Consider the following 15825-nt stretch of genomic DNA (forward strand, 5'->3'; position numbering starts at 1 on the left):
GCTGCTCGGGGCGCAGCCGTTACCTGAAGCTGCGCGGTCTTCGTCCTGCCATGGTGCCACCGGGCTCCGACGGGGGTGGGGTCGAGGCGATCTGAGCCCGCCCGCCGAGCGGGATGGCGGCGTCTGCGGGCCGTGCCACGATGGGGCCATGAAGATCGATCTGCACACCCACTCCTCGGCCTCCGACGGCACCCAGCTGCCGGGAGAGGTCATCCGCAGCGCGGCGGAGGCGGGTCTGGACGTCGTGGCCCTCACGGATCACGACACGACCGCCGGGTGGGAGGAGGCCGCGGAGGCGGCGCGCGAGCACGCAGTGGCCTTCGTGCCCGGGACCGAGGTCTCGTGCCAGACCGACGACGGCATCTCGGTGCACCTGCTGTCCTACCTGCAGGACCCGCAGGACCGGGCGCTGGACGAGGTCATGCAGAGGGCTCGGCGCTCGCGGCGCACGCGCGCCGAGCGGATGGTGGAGATGATCGCCGAGGACTATCCCATCAGCTGGGAGCAGGTCCTGGACCAGGTCGTCGGGGATGCCACCGTGGGTCGGCCGCACCTCGCCGACGCCCTCGTGGCCGCCGGGATCGCGCAGACCCGCTCCGAGGCCTTCAGCACGGTCCTGCACCCGCGCTCGGGCTACTACGTGGGCCACTACGCCCCGGATCCGGTCACCGCGGTGCGGCTGGTGCGCCAGGCCGGAGGTGTGCCGGTCATGGCCCATCCGCTGGCCGGCGTGCGGGGGCGGACGGTCGGGCAGGAGGTCTTCGACGCCATGATCGAGGCGGGCCTGGCGGGCCTGGAGATCGCTCACCGGGACAATCCGCCCGAAGCTCGGGCGGTGCTGTCGCAGATGGCGGCCGAGCACGATCTGATCGTCACCGGCTCCTCCGACTACCACGGCTCCGGCAAGCCGAATGAGCTGGGCGAGAACCTCACCTCGGAGCAGTCCCTGCGCCGGATCATGGCGGAGGCGGGCTCCGGGACGCAGGTCGTGCGTCCCTGAAGAGCCCGCCTCAGGGGTGCTCGCGCCGAGGCGGCGCGAGCGGATCAGCTCCGGAGGATCAGTCCTGGCCGTCGACCAGGCGAGCCGGGGAGCCCGTCAGCTGCTCGCCGCTGGAGCGGCGGCGGCGCCGACGGCGCGCGTTCGCCGTGGCGCGGTCCTCACCGGTGTTCGGAGCTGCCGTCTCGGAGCCGCGGGTGCGCTCTGCGCTGCGGCCCTCTCGAGGGCTGCGCGAGGACTCGCCCGTCTCTGAGCCACGACGGCGCCCGCCGCGCTGGGAGCGGCCTTCGTCCGAGGAGCCGCCCTTGGCCGCATCGCGGGAGCCGCCGCTGCGCTGCCCGTCGTGCGAGCCCTCGCCGGAGCGCTCCGTGCGGTTCGAGCGTGCGGTGTCCTCCGAGCGCCCGCCGCGGGAGCGGCTGCGCGAGCGGCCGGAGCCGCCTCGACCCGAGCCGGACTCGCGCTCGCCCGAGCCGGATCCGCCGGAGCGAGCGCTGCGGGAGCCCTCGCGGCCGCTCGAGCCGCCGCGCGAGGAGCGGGAATCGCCCTTGTCGCCGCGGGAATCCGGGCCGCCCAGGTCCTCGAGCTTCTCCGCGCCCAGACCGGCGTGGGTCTGCTTGGAGCGCGGCAGCTTCCCCTTGGTGCCCTTGGGGATGCCGAGGTCCTCGAACAGGTGGGCCGAGGAGGAGTAGGTCTCGACCGGCTCGGGGATCCCGAGCTCGAGCGCCTTGTCGATCAGGCGCCAGCGGGGGATGTCATCCCAGTCCACGAACGTGATCGCGGTGCCCTTGCGCCCGGCACGACCCGTGCGGCCCGTGCGGTGCAGGTAGGTCTTCTCGTCCTCGGGGCACTGGTAGTTGATCACGTGGGTGACGTCGTCGACGTCGATGCCGCGGGCGGCGACATCGGTGGCCACCAGGATGTCCACCTTGGACGAGCGGAACGCGCGCAGCGCCTGCTCGCGGGCGCCCTGCCCCAGATCGCCGTGCAGCGGGGCGGCGGCGAAGCCGCGCTCGATCAGCTCGTCGGCGACCTTGGCGGCGGTGCGCTTGGTGCGAGTGAAGATGATGCACCGGCCGCGGCCGTCGGCCTGCAGGATGCGGCCCAGCATCTCGGGCTTGTCCAGGTTGTGCGCGCGGTAGACGACCTGGCGGATGTCCGCCTTGGTCGAGCCCTCGTCCGGGGCGGCGGCGCGGATGTGCATGGGCTTGGACATGTACCGGCGTGCCATGGCCACGACGGGGCCGGGCATGGTCGCGGAGAACAGCATGGTGTGGCGCACGCGCGGCACCGCCGAGAGCAGCTTCTCGACGTCCGGGAGGAAGCCGAGATCGAGCATCTCGTCGGCCTCGTCCAGCACGACCGTCTTGACCTGGGACAGGTCCAGGTGATGCTGGCGGTTCAGGTCGATCAGGCGCCCGGGGGTGCCCACCACGACCTCGACGCCCTTCTCCAGGGCCTCGATCTGCGGCTCGTAGGCGCGGCCGCCGTAGATCGTCAGCACGCGCGCGTTGCGGGTCTTGGCCGCGATGGACAGGTCCGAGCCCACCTGCACCGCGAGCTCGCGGGTGGGGACCACGATCAGAGCCTGCGGTGCGCCCGGGCGCTCCAGGCGGTCCCAGCCGTCGTCGTCGCGGCCCACGACGTTCTGAACCGCCGGGATGCCGAAGCCGAGGGTCTTGCCCGTGCCGGTCTTGGCCTGCCCGATGATGTCCTGCCCGCTCAGCGCGATCGGCAGCGTCATGGACTGGATGGGGAACGGGTGGACGATCCCGGCCTCCGCCAGGGCCTCGGCGATGTCCTCCCGGACGCCGAAGTCGGCGAAGGTGCGGGTCTCGACGGGGGCCTGGGGCTCCACCTCCACGGACTCCTCGGCGATGGCCTCCAGCTGGGCCTCGCCCTGGTCCGGGGCGGTCTCGGGAGACTGCTCGGTCTCGGGGGATTCGGTCTGGCTCATGTTCGGGTCCTTCCCGTGGTCATCCGTGCGCGCTCGCGCGGCCGCGGTCCGCGGCGCGAAGGTGCGACGGGGCACGCCGCTGCGACCGCTTCCGGGGCTCGCGGCCGCTTGCGGGGCCGGGGCGGAAGGGGAGGACGTGCCAGGGGTGGGAGCCGATCGTGCAGGTCTTCGGGTGATCTCGTCATCGACGATCGGGCATCCGGTTGCGGGACCACTGTACTCGGCCGTGTGCCCGGGCATGGAAGGGGCCGCGGCGCGCTGCCTCGGTCGAGGCGAGCGCGACGCGGCCCGGGTGCGCTCGCGCGCTGGCTGCGAGCTGCGGCTCAGCTGGCGCTGACGCCGGGCATGAAGCCCACGCGGCGCTTGGTCTCCGCGCCGATCTCGACGTAGGCGATCCCGGAGGCCGGCACCAGCGTCAGGTTGTCCTTGGAATCCTTCAGGGACAGGACGGTGCCCTCGTTCAGGGCGGCGCTGACCAGGTCAGTGGCCTCCTGCGCGCCCAGCGGGGAGTCGACGACGATCTCCCGTCCGACGTGCTGCATCCCGATCTTGATCTCCACGGTTCCTCCTGAATGATCTGCGGGCCGCGAGGGCTGCGGCCGGACTCCTGCTGGTTGACGAGTCTAGGAGCGGGTCACTTCCAGTCCTCGTCGAGCACTCCGATTCCGCCCCAGGCTAAACGCAAGACCAGCAGCTGGGCCTCCTCGCGGGAGATGAGGTCGCGGTGGCGCGACCAGTAGCCGGCACCCGTCTGGACCATGTCGGTCAGCGAGCGCGAGAGCATGACGGCCGCGTCCTGGCTCATTCCGGTGTTCGGGCCCAGGACGCTGCCCACGCCCTCGGCGACGCGCATGTGGAAGTCCTCGAAGCGCTCGCCGATCTGCGGATCCGCCATGAGGTCCGATTCGAAGATCAGCTTGTAGGACTGCGGGTCGTAGTCCACGAAGTCGAAGTACACGCGCAGCATCTCCTCGACGCGCGCGCGGTTGACCGTGATCCCCTCGCGGGCCTGTGCGCCTTGCAGGGCCTGGAGCAGGTCGCCGCCGAGGCGCTCCAGGCTGTGCTCCACGAGCGCCAGGTAGAGCTCGTGCTTGCCGGGGAAGTGCTGGTACAGCACGGGCTTGGAGACGCCGGCGGCATCGGCGATCTCCTCCATGGAGGCGCCGTGGTAGCCGCGCTCCGAGAAGACGGTGAGGGCGACCTGCAGCAGCTGGCGGCGCCGCTGCTCCTTGGGCAGACGGGTGGTGCGAGGACGGGATGTGGGCATGGGGCTCCTGGGCTCAGCCAGCGGCGCGGGGCAGCTGCCTGTGGCCGTCGGCCGCGTCGTGGTGCGTGCGGGGCCCGGGGGTCGGCTCGGCTCGCTGATCGGTGCGGCCGCGGCCGCAGTGGGTGGGGTCCGTGGTCCCTGTCGCGTCGCTGCGGGAGGATCCGGGACCGGTGGGGGCAGGGGTCTCGAGGGGCTCGGCGCGCACGGGCGCCGCCTGCTCGGGAAGATCGACGGACAGGCCGAACAGGGCTTCGAGCCCGGTCAGGTAGTCCTCTGCGCGGCCCTCCTTGGCCATGCGGCGGGCGCGGACCGTGGGCTCGTGGAGCAGGGACTTCACCATACGGCGCATGGCGAACTCGACCTCCTCGGCGGCGGCGGTGCAGCCGTGCTGGCGGCGGACCTTCTCCAGCTCGGTGTCCAGCACGGACATGGTGTGCTTGCGCAGCGCCACGATCGCAGCGTCCATGTCCCGTTCGGACCGGCGGTCGCGGAAGCGCTTGGCGGCCTCGGCGACGATGCGGCGGGCGGAGGCCACGGACTCCTCGGTGGCCTCGGGGGCCGCGAGCTTGACCGACTCGAGCGTGATCAGCTCGACGCCGTCCAGGTCCACGACCGAGGGATCGAAGTCCCGCGACAGGGCCAGGTCGACCACCGTGAGCGGGCCCTCGGGAAGCTGATCGGCCGACAGCGGCTCGGATCCTCCGGAGCAGCCGATCACGACGTCCGCGCGCTCGAGGGCTTCGCGCAGGCCGTCCACGGGAACCGGGGCTCCGCCGCGGTTGGCGGTGAAGGCCTCTGCTCGTCCCGAGGCGGAATGGACCTCGATGTCGGCGCAGCCGCGGTCGCGCAGCGCGGCCATGGTGGCCCCGGCGTAGGCGCCGGTGCCGAAGACCAGCGCGCGGCGCTCGGGCCAGCGGCCGTCGGTGACGTCGTCGGCCAGGTCCAGTGCCACCGAGACGATCGAGCGGCCGCGCTCGCCCAGGCTCGTGCTGGTGCCGACCTCTCGGGCGGTCTTGGCGGCCTCCTCGAACAGGCGCACGAGCCCGCCGGAGGCGGTGCCGCCTCGCTGGGCATCGATCAGCGCGCGGCGCACCTGCCCGGTGATCTCGCGCTCGCCCACGACGGCCGACTCGAGCCCCGAGACGACGGTGAAGAGGTGATGGGCGGCGTCCTCGTCGACGTGCAGGTCCATGGACTCCAGGACGTCCTCGAGGGCCACTCCGGAGCGCTCGGCCAGCAGCCGGGCGAGGGCCTCGCGAGCGGGGCCGATGCCGGCGGCGCCGGTGCTGTCGTCGAGCTCGCCGTAGATCTCCAGGCGATTGCAGGTGGACAGCGAGACGGAGCCGCTCAGCCCGGCCGTGGGGCCGAGCTCCAGGGGAGCGCTGGCAGCACCGTCGGCCAGACGCGCGACGGTGCTCAGATCAACGGTGCGGTGGGATGCCACCAAGGAGAACAGGACCACAATCCCCTCATCCTACCGCGACGTCGCAAGCTCGCACCGGTGGCGCGGACCACCTCCTGCCTGCGGGGGCCGTGCAGACGTCTCGTCGCCAAACCAGCATGCTGACGGAGGGCACAATGGGAGCCATGACCCACGCAGCACAGACCTCCGGAGCTGAGACTGCAGCGATCCGGCCCATCACGGACGAGACGGCCCCCGACGGCTTCCGCGGAGGGTTCGAGCGCCTTGCCCCGGAGCACCCGCTGCGCAGCGCCGGCACCCATGACTCGGCGCTGCTGCGGCAGCTGACCGGGCGCCGCGCTGCCTCGCACCCCGTCTGGTTCATGCGACAGGCCGGACGCTCGCTGCCCGAGTACAAGCAGGTCCGCGAGGGCACCGCCATGCTCGACGCCTGCCTGCGGCCCGATCTCGCCGCGGAGATCACGCTGCAGCCCGTGCGCCGCCACCGCGTGGACGCCGGCATCTTCTTCTCGGACATCGTGGTCCCGCTGCGCCTGGCTGGTGTGGGCGTGGACATCGTCCCCGGCAAGGGCCCGGTGCTCGAGCACCCGGTGCGCACCGCTGCGGAGATCGATGCCCTGCCCGAGATGGACGACGAGGCCCTCGAGCCCATCCGCGAGGCGGTGCGGCTGACGACCGCCGAGCTCGGAGCGACCCCGCTGATCGGCTTCGCGGGGGCGCCCTTCACCGTGGCGGCCTACATGGTCGAGGGCGGGCCGTCGCGGGATCATCTGCGCCCGCGCACCATGATGCATGCCGATCCCGGGGCCTGGCAGGCGCTGGCGGCGTGGGCGGCGCGCGCCTCGGGCGCCTTCCTGCGCGCCCAGGTCGAGGCCGGCGCCTCGGCCGTCCAGCTCTTCGACTCGTGGGCCGGATCGCTGTCGCTGCGGGACTACCAGGAGCACGTGGCCCCGCATTCGGCGGCGGCCCTGGAGTCCGTGGCGGACCTGCCGGTCCCGCGGATCCACTTCGGCACGGGCACCGGGGATCTGCTGGCCGCCATGCGCGATGCAGGGGCCGAGGCCGTCGGCGTGGACCACCGCCTGAGCCTGAGCGAGGCCGTGCGCCGGGTCGGGCACGGCACGGTCCTGCAGGGCAACATCGACCCGGCCCTGCTTCCGGCCCCCGCGGAGGTGCTGCACCGCCACGTGGACGAGGTGCTGGCGGCCGGGGCGGAGGCCGCAGGCCACGTGGTCAACCTGGGCCACGGCGTCCCGCCGAGCACCGATCCCCAGGTGCTCACGGACCTGGTCTCCTACATCCACGACCAGCAGCCGGCGCCCAGGCCCGCCGACGGCTGAGCAGGGGGCCGGTTGCAGGCGGTGGCCGCCCGGCGGCTGCGTTGTCGGTGCGCAGTGGCATCCTGGAAGCAGATGAGGGCCGGCGGTCGTCGATCCGCGGACCGGCCGGTCCCCGCAGCGGAACTCGGATCAGCAGGCGCCTGGGCGCAGGCGCACCAGTGCAGGAAGGACGTGCAGCGGTGGAGCAGACCGTGTCGGGGCTCTCGGGCCAGCAGCGCGCGCGAGGACCGCTGCGCTCCGCGCTCGTGGTCGGCGGAGGCATCGCGGGCCTGTGCGCCGCGCGGGATCTCGCCGCGGCCGGGCTGCGCGTCACCCTGGTGGAGGCCCGCCCCCAGTTCGGCGGCTCCGTCGGCTCCCACCTGGTCGAGAACCTCGTGCTGGACTCCGGCGCGGATTCCTTCGCGACCCGCTCGGAGGCCGTCGCCGAGCTGGCCCGGGAGCTCGGGCTGGGGGATCGGATCATCTCCCCTGAGCCCCTGGGCTCCTGGACGGCCCTGCCGGACGGCCCCCGGCCCTCGCAGCGCACGGGCATCCTGGGCATCCCCGGCGACCTCTCGGAGCCCGGCCTGGCCGAGACCCTGGGGCGCTTCGGGCTGTGGCGGGCGCGCGCGGACCTCAAGCGCCCGGCGAGGGTCGGGGCGCAGGCGCGCACCCTCGGGGAGCTCGTGCGCCAGCGCATGGGCACCGCCGTGCTGGAGAGGATGGTCGCCCCCTTCACCATGGGGGTGCACTCCGCCCACCCGGACGCCCTGGACCTGGACACCGTCTCGCCGGGGATGCGCCAGGCCCTGCGCGAGCACGGCAGCCTCAGCGGCGCGGCGGCCTCCCTGCGCCGGGCAGCACCTCCGGGAGGCAACGTCGCGGGTCTGCGCGGAGGCATGAACACTCTGGCTGAGGCCCTCGTGGAGGACCTCAAGCAGCGCGAGGTCAAGCTCGTGCTCGGCTACGACGTCCTGGCAGTGGACCGGGATCCGCGCCGTCCCGGCTGGATGGTCCTGCAGCGCCAGCCGGAATTCGGGGACAAGTCCGCTATCGCCCGCGGCGAGCTGCTGGTCCTGGCCTCCGACGGCCCCACGGCCGTGCGCCTGCTCGGGGCACAGTCCCGGGAGATCTCCGAGTTCCAGCCCAAGCTGGGCCCCCAGATCGCCCTGGCCACGCTGGTCGTGGACAAGCCCGAGCTGGATGCCGCGCCCCGCGGCACAGGCATCCTGGTCTCCGAGGGCGTCCCGCACGTCCGCGCCAAGGCACTCACGCACGTGAGCGCCAAATGGGGCTGGGTCCGCGAGTCCCTCCCGGACGGACGCCATGTCCTGCGCCTGTCCTACGGGCGGGTCGACAGCTCGGGGCGCACGGCCTCGCCGGAGCTGCAGCTCAAGGACGACCAGCTGCTGACCCTGGCCATGCGCGATGCCTCGCACCTGCTGGGCGTCGAGCTGCCGCACTCCTGCCTGGTCGACGGCGACGTCGTGCGCTGGGAGCAGGCCATGGCCCGCCCGTCGGCCGGGCACGCCGAGAAGGTCGCAGCCTTCCGCCAGGCCGTGGCGCAGATGCAGGACGTCGCAGCGGTCGGCTCGTGGCTCTCCGGCACCGGGCTGGTCGCCGTCGTGGCGGACACCCGCCGGGAGATCTCCCGCGTGCTGCAGGAGCACGGGGTCACCGAGCCGCCGCCCGCAGAGGCAGCAGCGCACGGGGTCTGAGCCCCGCGCACCACAGCACAGCACGCCGATCGGGCGATTCCGATCGGAGCCCGACGAGAGGAGCAACGCACATGTCCGCTCAGAGCACCGAGCAGTCCCAGGACGTCGAGCAGCAGGGGACCCAGCACTGGGCCGTCTGGTCCGTCTACGCCCGCGACAACGACCGCACCGTGCCGACCCACGAGCAGGAGACGGCCGCCGTCCAGGAGTTCGACGCCCTCGTCGAGCAGCTGGCGGCCGAGGGCATCGTGGTCCGCGGCACCTACGACGTCTCCGGTCAGCGCGAGGACGCCGACATCATGCTGTGGCTGCACGGCCAGGACCCCGCGGCCCTGCAGCTGGCCCTGCGCCGCGCTCGCCGCACCGCGCTGCTGGCCGGCACCCACCAGGTCTGGGCCGCCATGGGCGTCCACCGCGAGGCCGAGTTCACGGCCAACCACTCGCCGTCCTACGCCCGGGGCGTCGCCCCGGAGGCCTGGGTCTGCGTCTACCCGTTCGTGCGCTCGTACGACTGGTACTGGATGGATTCCGAGGACCGCTCGCGCATGCTGCGCAACCACGGCATGAAGGCCCGCGACTACCCGCAGGTGCTGGCCAACACGATCGCCTGCTTCGGGCTCAACGATTTCGAGTGGATGCTTGCCCTGGAGGCCCCCGAGCTGGTGGACCTGGTGGATGTCATGCGCCACTTCCGCAACACCGAGGCCCGACTGCACGTGCGCGAGGAGACCCCGTTCTACACCGGTCGGCGAGTGAGCACCGCGGACCTGGCCGAGGTGCTGCGATGACCGCGCCCGGAGGCGCCCCGGTGCCGCAGGAGCCGGAGCTCGCGCCGTCGGCGGTGACGATCCCCAGCGGTCGCGCCGTGGACTCCTGGCCGCACCCGGCCCAGGCGCCGCAGCTCTCCCGGGCCCGAGCGCAGGAGCCCGCGGACTGGGATGCGATCGTGCTCTCGTCGTTCGGCGGCCCGGAGGGCCAGGACGACGTCATCCCCTTCCTGCGCAACGTCACCCGGGGCCGCGGCATCCCCGATGACCGGCTCGAGGCCGTGGCAGGGCACTACCGCGCCAACGGCGGGGTCTCGCCGATCAACGCGCAGAACCGCGCGCTGCTGGGCGCGCTCGAGCAGGAGCTGCGCGAGCGCGGGATCGACACCCCCATCACGTGGGCCAATCGCAACTGGGAGCCCTACGTCGCCGATGTCCTGCAGTCCCTGCACGACCAGGGCAGCCGTCGGGTCCTGGTGCTGGCCACCTCCGCGTTCTCCGGCTACTCGTCCTGCCGGCAGTACCGCGAGGACTGGGGAGTGGCCCTCGAGCAGACCGGGCTCGGCGAGCAGATGGTCGTGGGCAAGATCCGCCAGTACTTCGACATGGCCGGGTTCCTGGAGCCGTTCGTCGACGGGCTGCGCGAGGCCCTGCTCCAGCGTGCCGAGCGCGGTCCCCTCAGGATCCTGTTCGCCGCCCACTCCGTGCCGGACACCGACGCCCTGGCCGCCGGCCCCGAGACCATGCGGGAGGGCTTCGCGACCGGCTCGGCCTACGCGGATCAGCTGCTCGCGGCCTCGCGGAAGGTCATGGAGCGCACTCGGGCGCGGCTGCAGGACGAGGGGCTGTCGCTGCCCGAGTCGCTGAGCTGGGATCTGGTGTTCCAGTCGCGTTCGGGTCCGCCGTCCATGCCGTGGCTCGAGCCGGATATCAACGATGCCGTCGAGCAGGCGGCGGATGACGGCGCAGGCTCCGTGATCGTGGTTCCGATCGGCTTCGTGTCCGATCACATGGAGGTGCTCTGGGACCTCGACACCGAGGCCCGCGAGACCGCGCAGGAGCGCGGCCTGGGCTTTGCGCGCACACCGACTCCGGGGACCCATCCGGCGTTCGTGTCCGGACTCGCGGACCTGATCGAGCAGCGCATGGCCGGGCGCTCAGGCGAGCCCAGGTCCTCCGCGTGCAGCGACGGCACCTGGTTCGACGACTGCCCCGCCGACTGCTGCGTCAAGATCCTGCGCGGCAGCACCGAGCCGCGACCCACGATCGCGCAGAGGCCCGAGGGAGAGCCGATCCCGGTCGGTCTCGACGAGACGGGCCAGGTGGTGCGCGCATGAGCGGGCAGCCCCACGAGACCGATCAGGTAGGCCAGGACATGAGCGAGGCGGAGCGCACCGAGGACCAGCGGCAGCCGGCCGCCGTGCTGAGGGTGGGCACGCGCGGTTCCGCGCTGGCCCGCACCCAGACCACCTGGGCGGCGGACCGGGTGGCCGAGGCCGCCGGGGTCTCCCACGAGCTGGAGATCATCCGCACCGAGGGCGATGTCCTCACAGGGTCGCTGGCGACCCTGGGCGGGACCGGCGTGTTCGCGGCGGCTCTGCGCGTGGCGCTGCTCGAGGATCGCGTGGACATGGCCGTGCACTCGCTCAAGGACCTTCCCACGGCACCCACCCCTGGCCTGTCCATCGGCGCGGTGCCCGAGCGCGAGGACCCCCGCGACGCCCTGTGCGCCCGCGACGGCCTGCGCCTCGAGCAGCTGCCCGACGGCGCGAAGGTCGGCACCGGCTCGCCCCGACGGGCCGCTCAGCTGCTGCTGGCCCGCCCGGACCTGCAGATCGTGGACATCCGGGGCAACGTCCCCACCCGCCTGGCGCGCGTTGCCGGGCTGGATCCCGAGGGCCCCGGCGATCTCGACGCCGTGGTCCTGGCCTCCTCCGGCCTGCGCCGACTGGGGCTGCAGGCGCACATCACGGAGGCGCTGGACCCGTCGGTCGTGCTGCCCGCTCCCGGACAGGGGGCGCTGGCCCTCGAGATCCGCACAGAGGTGCTCGAGAGGGATCCAGAGCTCGCCGAGCAGGCTTCCGGCTCCTCACAGGACGCCGTCGCCGCGCAGCGTGCCCGCCCCGGGCAGGACGCGCTCGACAGCGACCTGCTGCAGGGCCTGGCGCGGATCAACCACCTGGAGACCCGCTGGGCCGTGACCGCCGAGCGCGCGCTGCTGGCACGGCTCGAGGCCGGGTGCGCCGCACCGGTGGGCACGCTGGCCACGGTCGAGAACGGCATGCTCACCCTGCGGGTCGCCGTGGCCTCCCCGGACGGGGCCGAGGTCATGCGCCGCACCGAGGCCTCGCACGAGCTGTCCACGGCCGCCGCCCGGGAGCTCGGGCGCCGCGTGGGCGACGGCCTGCTCGCCGACGGCGCGGCCCGACTGGCGGGGCTGGCCTGAGCACGGTGCCCACGGCCTCCCCGTCCCGGGACTCGGCGCGGTTCAGCGCGCCGAGCGCGGGAGCCTGCGCGCGGCCCCCTGCGTCCGGGGCGGCAGGCTCGGGACCGCGCCCGGGCCGGCCCGGGCCGGCGGGGCAGGGGCAGGAGCACCCGGCCGGCTGCGGAGACAGCCCGCTGCGGGGCCGGTCCGTGCTGGTGACTCGCACCCCGGATCGGGCGGCGGAGCTGCTCGAGCTGCTGCGCGAGCGCGGAGCCGAGCCCGTGCTCGTGCCCGTCCAGGAGGCGCAGCCGGTCACCGGCCAGCAGCGCCAGGACCTGTACGAGCTGCTCGAGGCGGCGGCGCAGGGGCCGAGGCCAGCAGTGCCCCCCGGCAGCTGGACGGAGGGCCGCTCGTCGGCACCGGCCACAGGTTCCCATGGATCCCCGGACCGGGCCGAGCCGCTGTGGCTCGTGGTGACCTCGGCCAACACCGTGCGCGCCCTGCATCGTCTGGCGCTCGAGACGCACGGGCGCGGCCTCGGGGAGCTGCTGGAGCCCGGCATCGAGCGCGGGCTGCGCGTGGCAGCCGTCGGACCGGCCACCGCGGCCGAGCTCGAGAGCCATGCCGTGCCCGTTCATCTGCAGCCCCATGGCACGGCCTCGGCCGCCGGGCTGCTCGAGACCTGGGCGCGGCCGGAGGGCCCGGACGCGGCCCTCGCCCCGGTGCGCCCCGGCACCGTGCTGCTGCCCCAATCGGCGGCGGCCTCGCCCGAGCTGACGCGCGGGCTGCAGGAGCTCGGCTGGCAGGTGCGGCGCCGCGACGCCTACCGGATGGCCCCGTGGCCGGCCGAGGATCCCCTGGTCGCAGCACCCGTGGGGCAGCACGATCCGGTGCGCACCGTCGAGCAGGCCCGCTCGGAGCTGGCAGCCGGCGCGATCGACGGCGTGATCCTCACCGCCCCGTCGACCGTCCGTGCGCTGGCAGACGGACTCGTGCGGGCTCCGTCGCCCGCGCTGGCGGCCATCGGGGAGCCCACGCACACCGCCGTCGTCGCACTGGGCCTCGAGGCGGTCGTGGCCGAGTCCACGGCGCCGTCCGGGCTCATCGAAGCACTCGAGCGGGCCGTGGCCGCTCCGCCGGGGCGCCGGCGGCCCGCCCCACCCCAGGACATCGCCCCATCAGCACAGGAGGAATGACATGAACGATCGCATCGATCCCAGCGCAGCAGCCGAGGCTCCGCGGAGCCGCCGCTTCAGCGTCGATCTGCCGCACCGCCCGCGGCGCCTGCGCCAGTCCGAGACCATGCGTCGCCACGTGCGCGAGACCCGCCTGCACCCGTCGCAGCTGATCCTGCCGGTCTTCGTGAAGGAGGGGCTGCAGGAGCCGGTCGAGATCGCCTCCATGCCCGGGGTGGTGCAGCACAGCATGGACTCGCTGCGCCGTGCGGCCGCCGAGGCGGTCGAGCTCGGGCTCGGCGGCATCATGATCTTCGGCGTCCCGGCCATCCTGGACGCCCGGGGCTCGGGCCTCATCGATCCCGAGGGGATCCTCAACCGTGCGCTGGGCGAGGTCCGCGACGAGGTCGGCGACGACCTCCTGGTGATGGCCGACCTGTGCCTTGACGAGTTCACCGACCACGGGCACTGCGGCGTGCTGGACGACCAGGGCCGTGTCGACAACGATGCGACCCTCGAGATCTACGCGCAGGCCGCCGTGGCCCAGGCCCGGGCCGGGGCCCACGTGCTGGCCCCGTCCGGGATGATGGACGGGCAGGTGGGCGTCATCCGCGACGCCCTGGATGCCGCCGGTCATCAGGACACCGTGGTGCTGTCCTACGCCGTGAAGTACTCCTCGGCGTTCTACGGCCCGTTCCGCGAGGCCGTCGACTCGGCGCTGACCGGCGATCGCAAGACCTACCAGATGGATTCCGCCAACCGGCGCGAGGCCTTCCGGGAGCTCGAGCTGGACCTGGCCGAGGGTGCGGACATGGTCATTGTCAAGCCGGCCATGTCCTACCTCGATATCCTGAGGGAGGTCGCCGACCAGTCGACGGTGCCGGTGTCCGCCTACCAGATCTCCGGGGAGTACGCGATGATCCAGGCGGCCTCGGCCAACGGCTGGATCGACCGCCGCGGTGCGGCCCAGGAGTCGGTGCTCTCGATCATCCGCGCCGGCGCCGATACCGTGCTGACCTATTTCGCAACCGACCTGGCCCGCTGGTGGCGCGAGGACAACGGCCTGAGCTGACAGGCCCCCAGACGACACGACGACCACAGCGGAAGCCATCGGCCGCGCCCTGCCGCGCCGCCGCCGGCTTTCGAGACATCGCTTCCGAAAGGACCCCATGACCGTCTCCGAAGAGCTCTTCGAGCGCTCCCGCCGCGTGATCCCCGGAGGGGTGAACTCGCCCGTGCGCGCGTTCGCCTCCGTCGGGGGGACCCCGCCGTACATCTCGGCGGCTCGCGGGCCGTACCTGACCGATGCCGATGGCCGCGAGTTCGTCGATCTCGTGGGGTCGTGGGGACCGGCGCTGGTCGGCCACGCGCACCCGGTCGTGCTGGAGGCCGTGCACGCCGCCGTCGAGAAGGGCCTGTCCTTCGGCGCCTCCACGCGCGGTGAGACCGAGCTGGCCGAGCACCTGGTGCAGCGCGTCCCGGCGCTGGATGAGATCCGCATGGTCTCGACCGGCACGGAGGCCACCATGACCGCACTGCGCCTGGCCCGCGGCGTGACCGGACGCGACCTCGTGATCAAGTTCGCCGGCTGCTACCACGGCCATGTGGACTCGCTGCTCTCGGAGGCCGGCTCCGGTGTGGCCACCCTGTCGCTGCCCGGTTCGGCCGGCGTCACCGAGGCCACGGCGGCCGAGACCCTCGTACTCCCGTACAACGACCTCGAGGCCGTGCGCGAGGCTTTCGCCGCCCACGAGGGGCGCATCGCCGCCGTGATCACCGAGGCCTCCCCGGCCAACATGGGCGTGGTCCCGCCGGATCCGGGATTCAACGCGGGCCTGCGGGAGATCACCCGGGCCAACGGGGCCCTGATGATCTTCGACGAGGTCCTCACCGGATTCCGCGTGGACCCCGCTGGCTACTGGGGCCTGACCTCGCCGCAGGAGGGCGGCTGGGAGCCGGACATCTTCACGTTCGGCAAGGTCATAGGGGGCGGTCTGCCGGTGGCGGCACTGGGCGGGCGCCGCGAGATCATGGAGCACCTGGCCCCCACCGGCCCCGTCTACCAGGCCGGGACGCTGTCCGGGAACCCGGTGGCCATGGCCGCCGGGCTGGCCACGCTGCAGCTGGCCGACGACGACTGCTACCGGACGATCGACCGTCTCTCCGAGCAGCTGCGCGGCGAAGTCTCCTCGGCGCTGTCTGCCGCAGGAGTCGACCACTCGATCCAGAACGCCGGTTCGCTGTTCTCGGTGACCTTCGGGACCTCGGACCGCCCGGTGCGCACCTACGCGGATGCCAAGTCCCAGGAGGTCTTCCGCTGGGCGCCGTTCTTCCGCGCCATGCTGGAGCAGGGCGTGTACCTGCCGCCGTCGGTGTTCGAGGCCTGGTTCCTCTCCGCAGCGCACGACGAGACCGCCATGCAGCGGATCATCGACGCGCTGCCCAAGGCAGCCGAGGCTGCCGCCCAGGCGCAGCCCGTCCAGGGCTGATCGGCTCCGGGCCCAGCTTCACGGACATGACAGCGCCCCGGTCCCTTCCGCATCGCGGAGCGGACCGGGGCGCTGTGCGTCGGCGACGCGTCAGTTCTTGTCGCCCAGGACGTTGTCCTTGGCGTCCTTCAGGTTCTCGCCGGCCTGCTTCAGGTTCGAGGAGTTCTCCTGCTGCTCGCCGGCGCCCTGCAGGCGCTCATCGCCGGTGGCCTCGCCGAGCTTCTGCTTGGCCTGGCCCGAGGCTTCCTCGGCCTTGTTGCTGATCTTGTCACCGAGTCCCATGGGAACCTC

14 protein-coding genes are annotated in these 15825 nt (G+C 73.1%); 9 read left to right on the plus strand and 5 right to left on the minus strand.

Annotated elements, in window-relative coordinates:
- The first annotated feature begins 148 nt into the window (after positions 1-148).
- Complete coding sequence (locus tag JOE55_RS10885; RefSeq protein ID WP_137801973.1) at positions 149-1000, plus strand: PHP domain-containing protein; 852 nt, start codon at positions 149-151, stop codon at positions 998-1000.
- A gap of 58 nt (positions 1001-1058) precedes the next feature.
- Here the strand turns inward: JOE55_RS10885 and JOE55_RS10890 are convergent, their stop codons facing one another.
- The 4 genes from JOE55_RS10890 to JOE55_RS10905 form a co-directional block, all read right to left on the minus strand.
- Complete coding sequence (locus tag JOE55_RS10890) at positions 1059-2951, minus strand: DEAD/DEAH box helicase (RefSeq protein WP_239546626.1); 1893 nt, start codon at positions 2949-2951, stop codon at positions 1059-1061.
- A 323-nt stretch (positions 2952-3274) separates the two neighbouring features.
- A complete protein-coding gene (locus tag JOE55_RS10895) occupies positions 3275-3511 on the minus strand; it encodes a DUF3107 domain-containing protein (protein ID WP_024290898.1) in 237 nt (78 codons plus the stop codon).
- Between the two features lie 74 nt (positions 3512-3585).
- Complete coding sequence (locus JOE55_RS10900; protein WP_204782923.1) at positions 3586-4218, minus strand: TetR/AcrR family transcriptional regulator; 633 nt, start codon at positions 4216-4218, stop codon at positions 3586-3588.
- A 13-nt stretch (positions 4219-4231) separates the two neighbouring features.
- Positions 4232-5680, minus strand: a complete 1449-nt coding sequence (locus JOE55_RS10905; RefSeq protein ID WP_204782924.1) for a glutamyl-tRNA reductase — start codon at positions 5678-5680, stop codon at positions 4232-4234.
- Between the two features lie 116 nt (positions 5681-5796).
- On the opposite strand from JOE55_RS10905, the gene hemE reads away from it, so the two are divergent.
- From hemE to hemL, 8 genes are all read left to right on the plus strand, one after another.
- Positions 5797-6981 carry a uroporphyrinogen decarboxylase gene (gene hemE / locus JOE55_RS10910; protein ID WP_204782925.1) on the plus strand — a complete coding sequence of 395 codons (1185 nt, stop codon included), beginning with the start codon at positions 5797-5799 and terminating at the stop codon, positions 6979-6981.
- A gap of 179 nt (positions 6982-7160) precedes the next feature.
- Positions 7161-8678 carry a protoporphyrinogen oxidase gene (gene hemG, locus JOE55_RS10915; protein ID WP_006215789.1) on the plus strand — a complete coding sequence of 506 codons (1518 nt, stop codon included), beginning with the start codon at positions 7161-7163 and terminating at the stop codon, positions 8676-8678.
- A 71-nt stretch (positions 8679-8749) separates the two neighbouring features.
- The gene (gene hemQ, locus JOE55_RS10920) at positions 8750-9466 is read left to right on the plus strand and encodes a hydrogen peroxide-dependent heme synthase (RefSeq protein ID WP_006215790.1); all 717 of its coding nucleotides are present in this window, start codon (positions 8750-8752) and stop codon (positions 9464-9466) included.
- Positions 9463-10782, plus strand: coding sequence for a ferrochelatase (locus JOE55_RS10925; RefSeq protein WP_006215791.1), 1320 nt, complete (start codon positions 9463-9465; stop codon positions 10780-10782). The genes hemQ and JOE55_RS10925 overlap by 4 nt, the downstream gene beginning before the upstream one ends.
- 38 nt (positions 10783-10820) lie before the next feature.
- Positions 10821-11891: a hydroxymethylbilane synthase gene (gene hemC, locus JOE55_RS10930; protein WP_204783284.1), complete on the plus strand. Its 1071-nt coding sequence runs from the start codon at positions 10821-10823 to the stop codon at positions 11889-11891.
- A gap of 188 nt (positions 11892-12079) precedes the next feature.
- Positions 12080-13066: a uroporphyrinogen-III synthase gene (locus JOE55_RS10935; RefSeq protein ID WP_204782926.1), complete on the plus strand. Its 987-nt coding sequence runs from the start codon at positions 12080-12082 to the stop codon at positions 13064-13066.
- A gap of 1 nt (position 13067) precedes the next feature.
- Positions 13068-14117, plus strand: coding sequence for a porphobilinogen synthase (gene hemB, locus JOE55_RS10940; protein ID WP_082803584.1), 1050 nt, complete (start codon positions 13068-13070; stop codon positions 14115-14117).
- Between the two features lie 97 nt (positions 14118-14214).
- Positions 14215-15534, plus strand: a complete 1320-nt coding sequence (hemL, locus tag JOE55_RS10945) for a glutamate-1-semialdehyde 2,1-aminomutase (protein WP_061712712.1) — start codon at positions 14215-14217, stop codon at positions 15532-15534.
- Between the two features lie 90 nt (positions 15535-15624).
- Here the strand turns inward: hemL and JOE55_RS10950 are convergent, their stop codons facing one another.
- The gene (locus JOE55_RS10950) at positions 15625-15816 is read right to left on the minus strand and encodes a CsbD family protein (protein WP_006215798.1); all 192 of its coding nucleotides are present in this window, start codon (positions 15814-15816) and stop codon (positions 15625-15627) included.
- Positions 15817-15825: the final 9 nt, after the last annotated feature.

This window comes from Kocuria palustris (assembly GCF_016907795.1).
Taxonomy (GTDB): Bacteria; Actinomycetota; Actinomycetes; order Actinomycetales; family Micrococcaceae; genus Kocuria; species Kocuria palustris.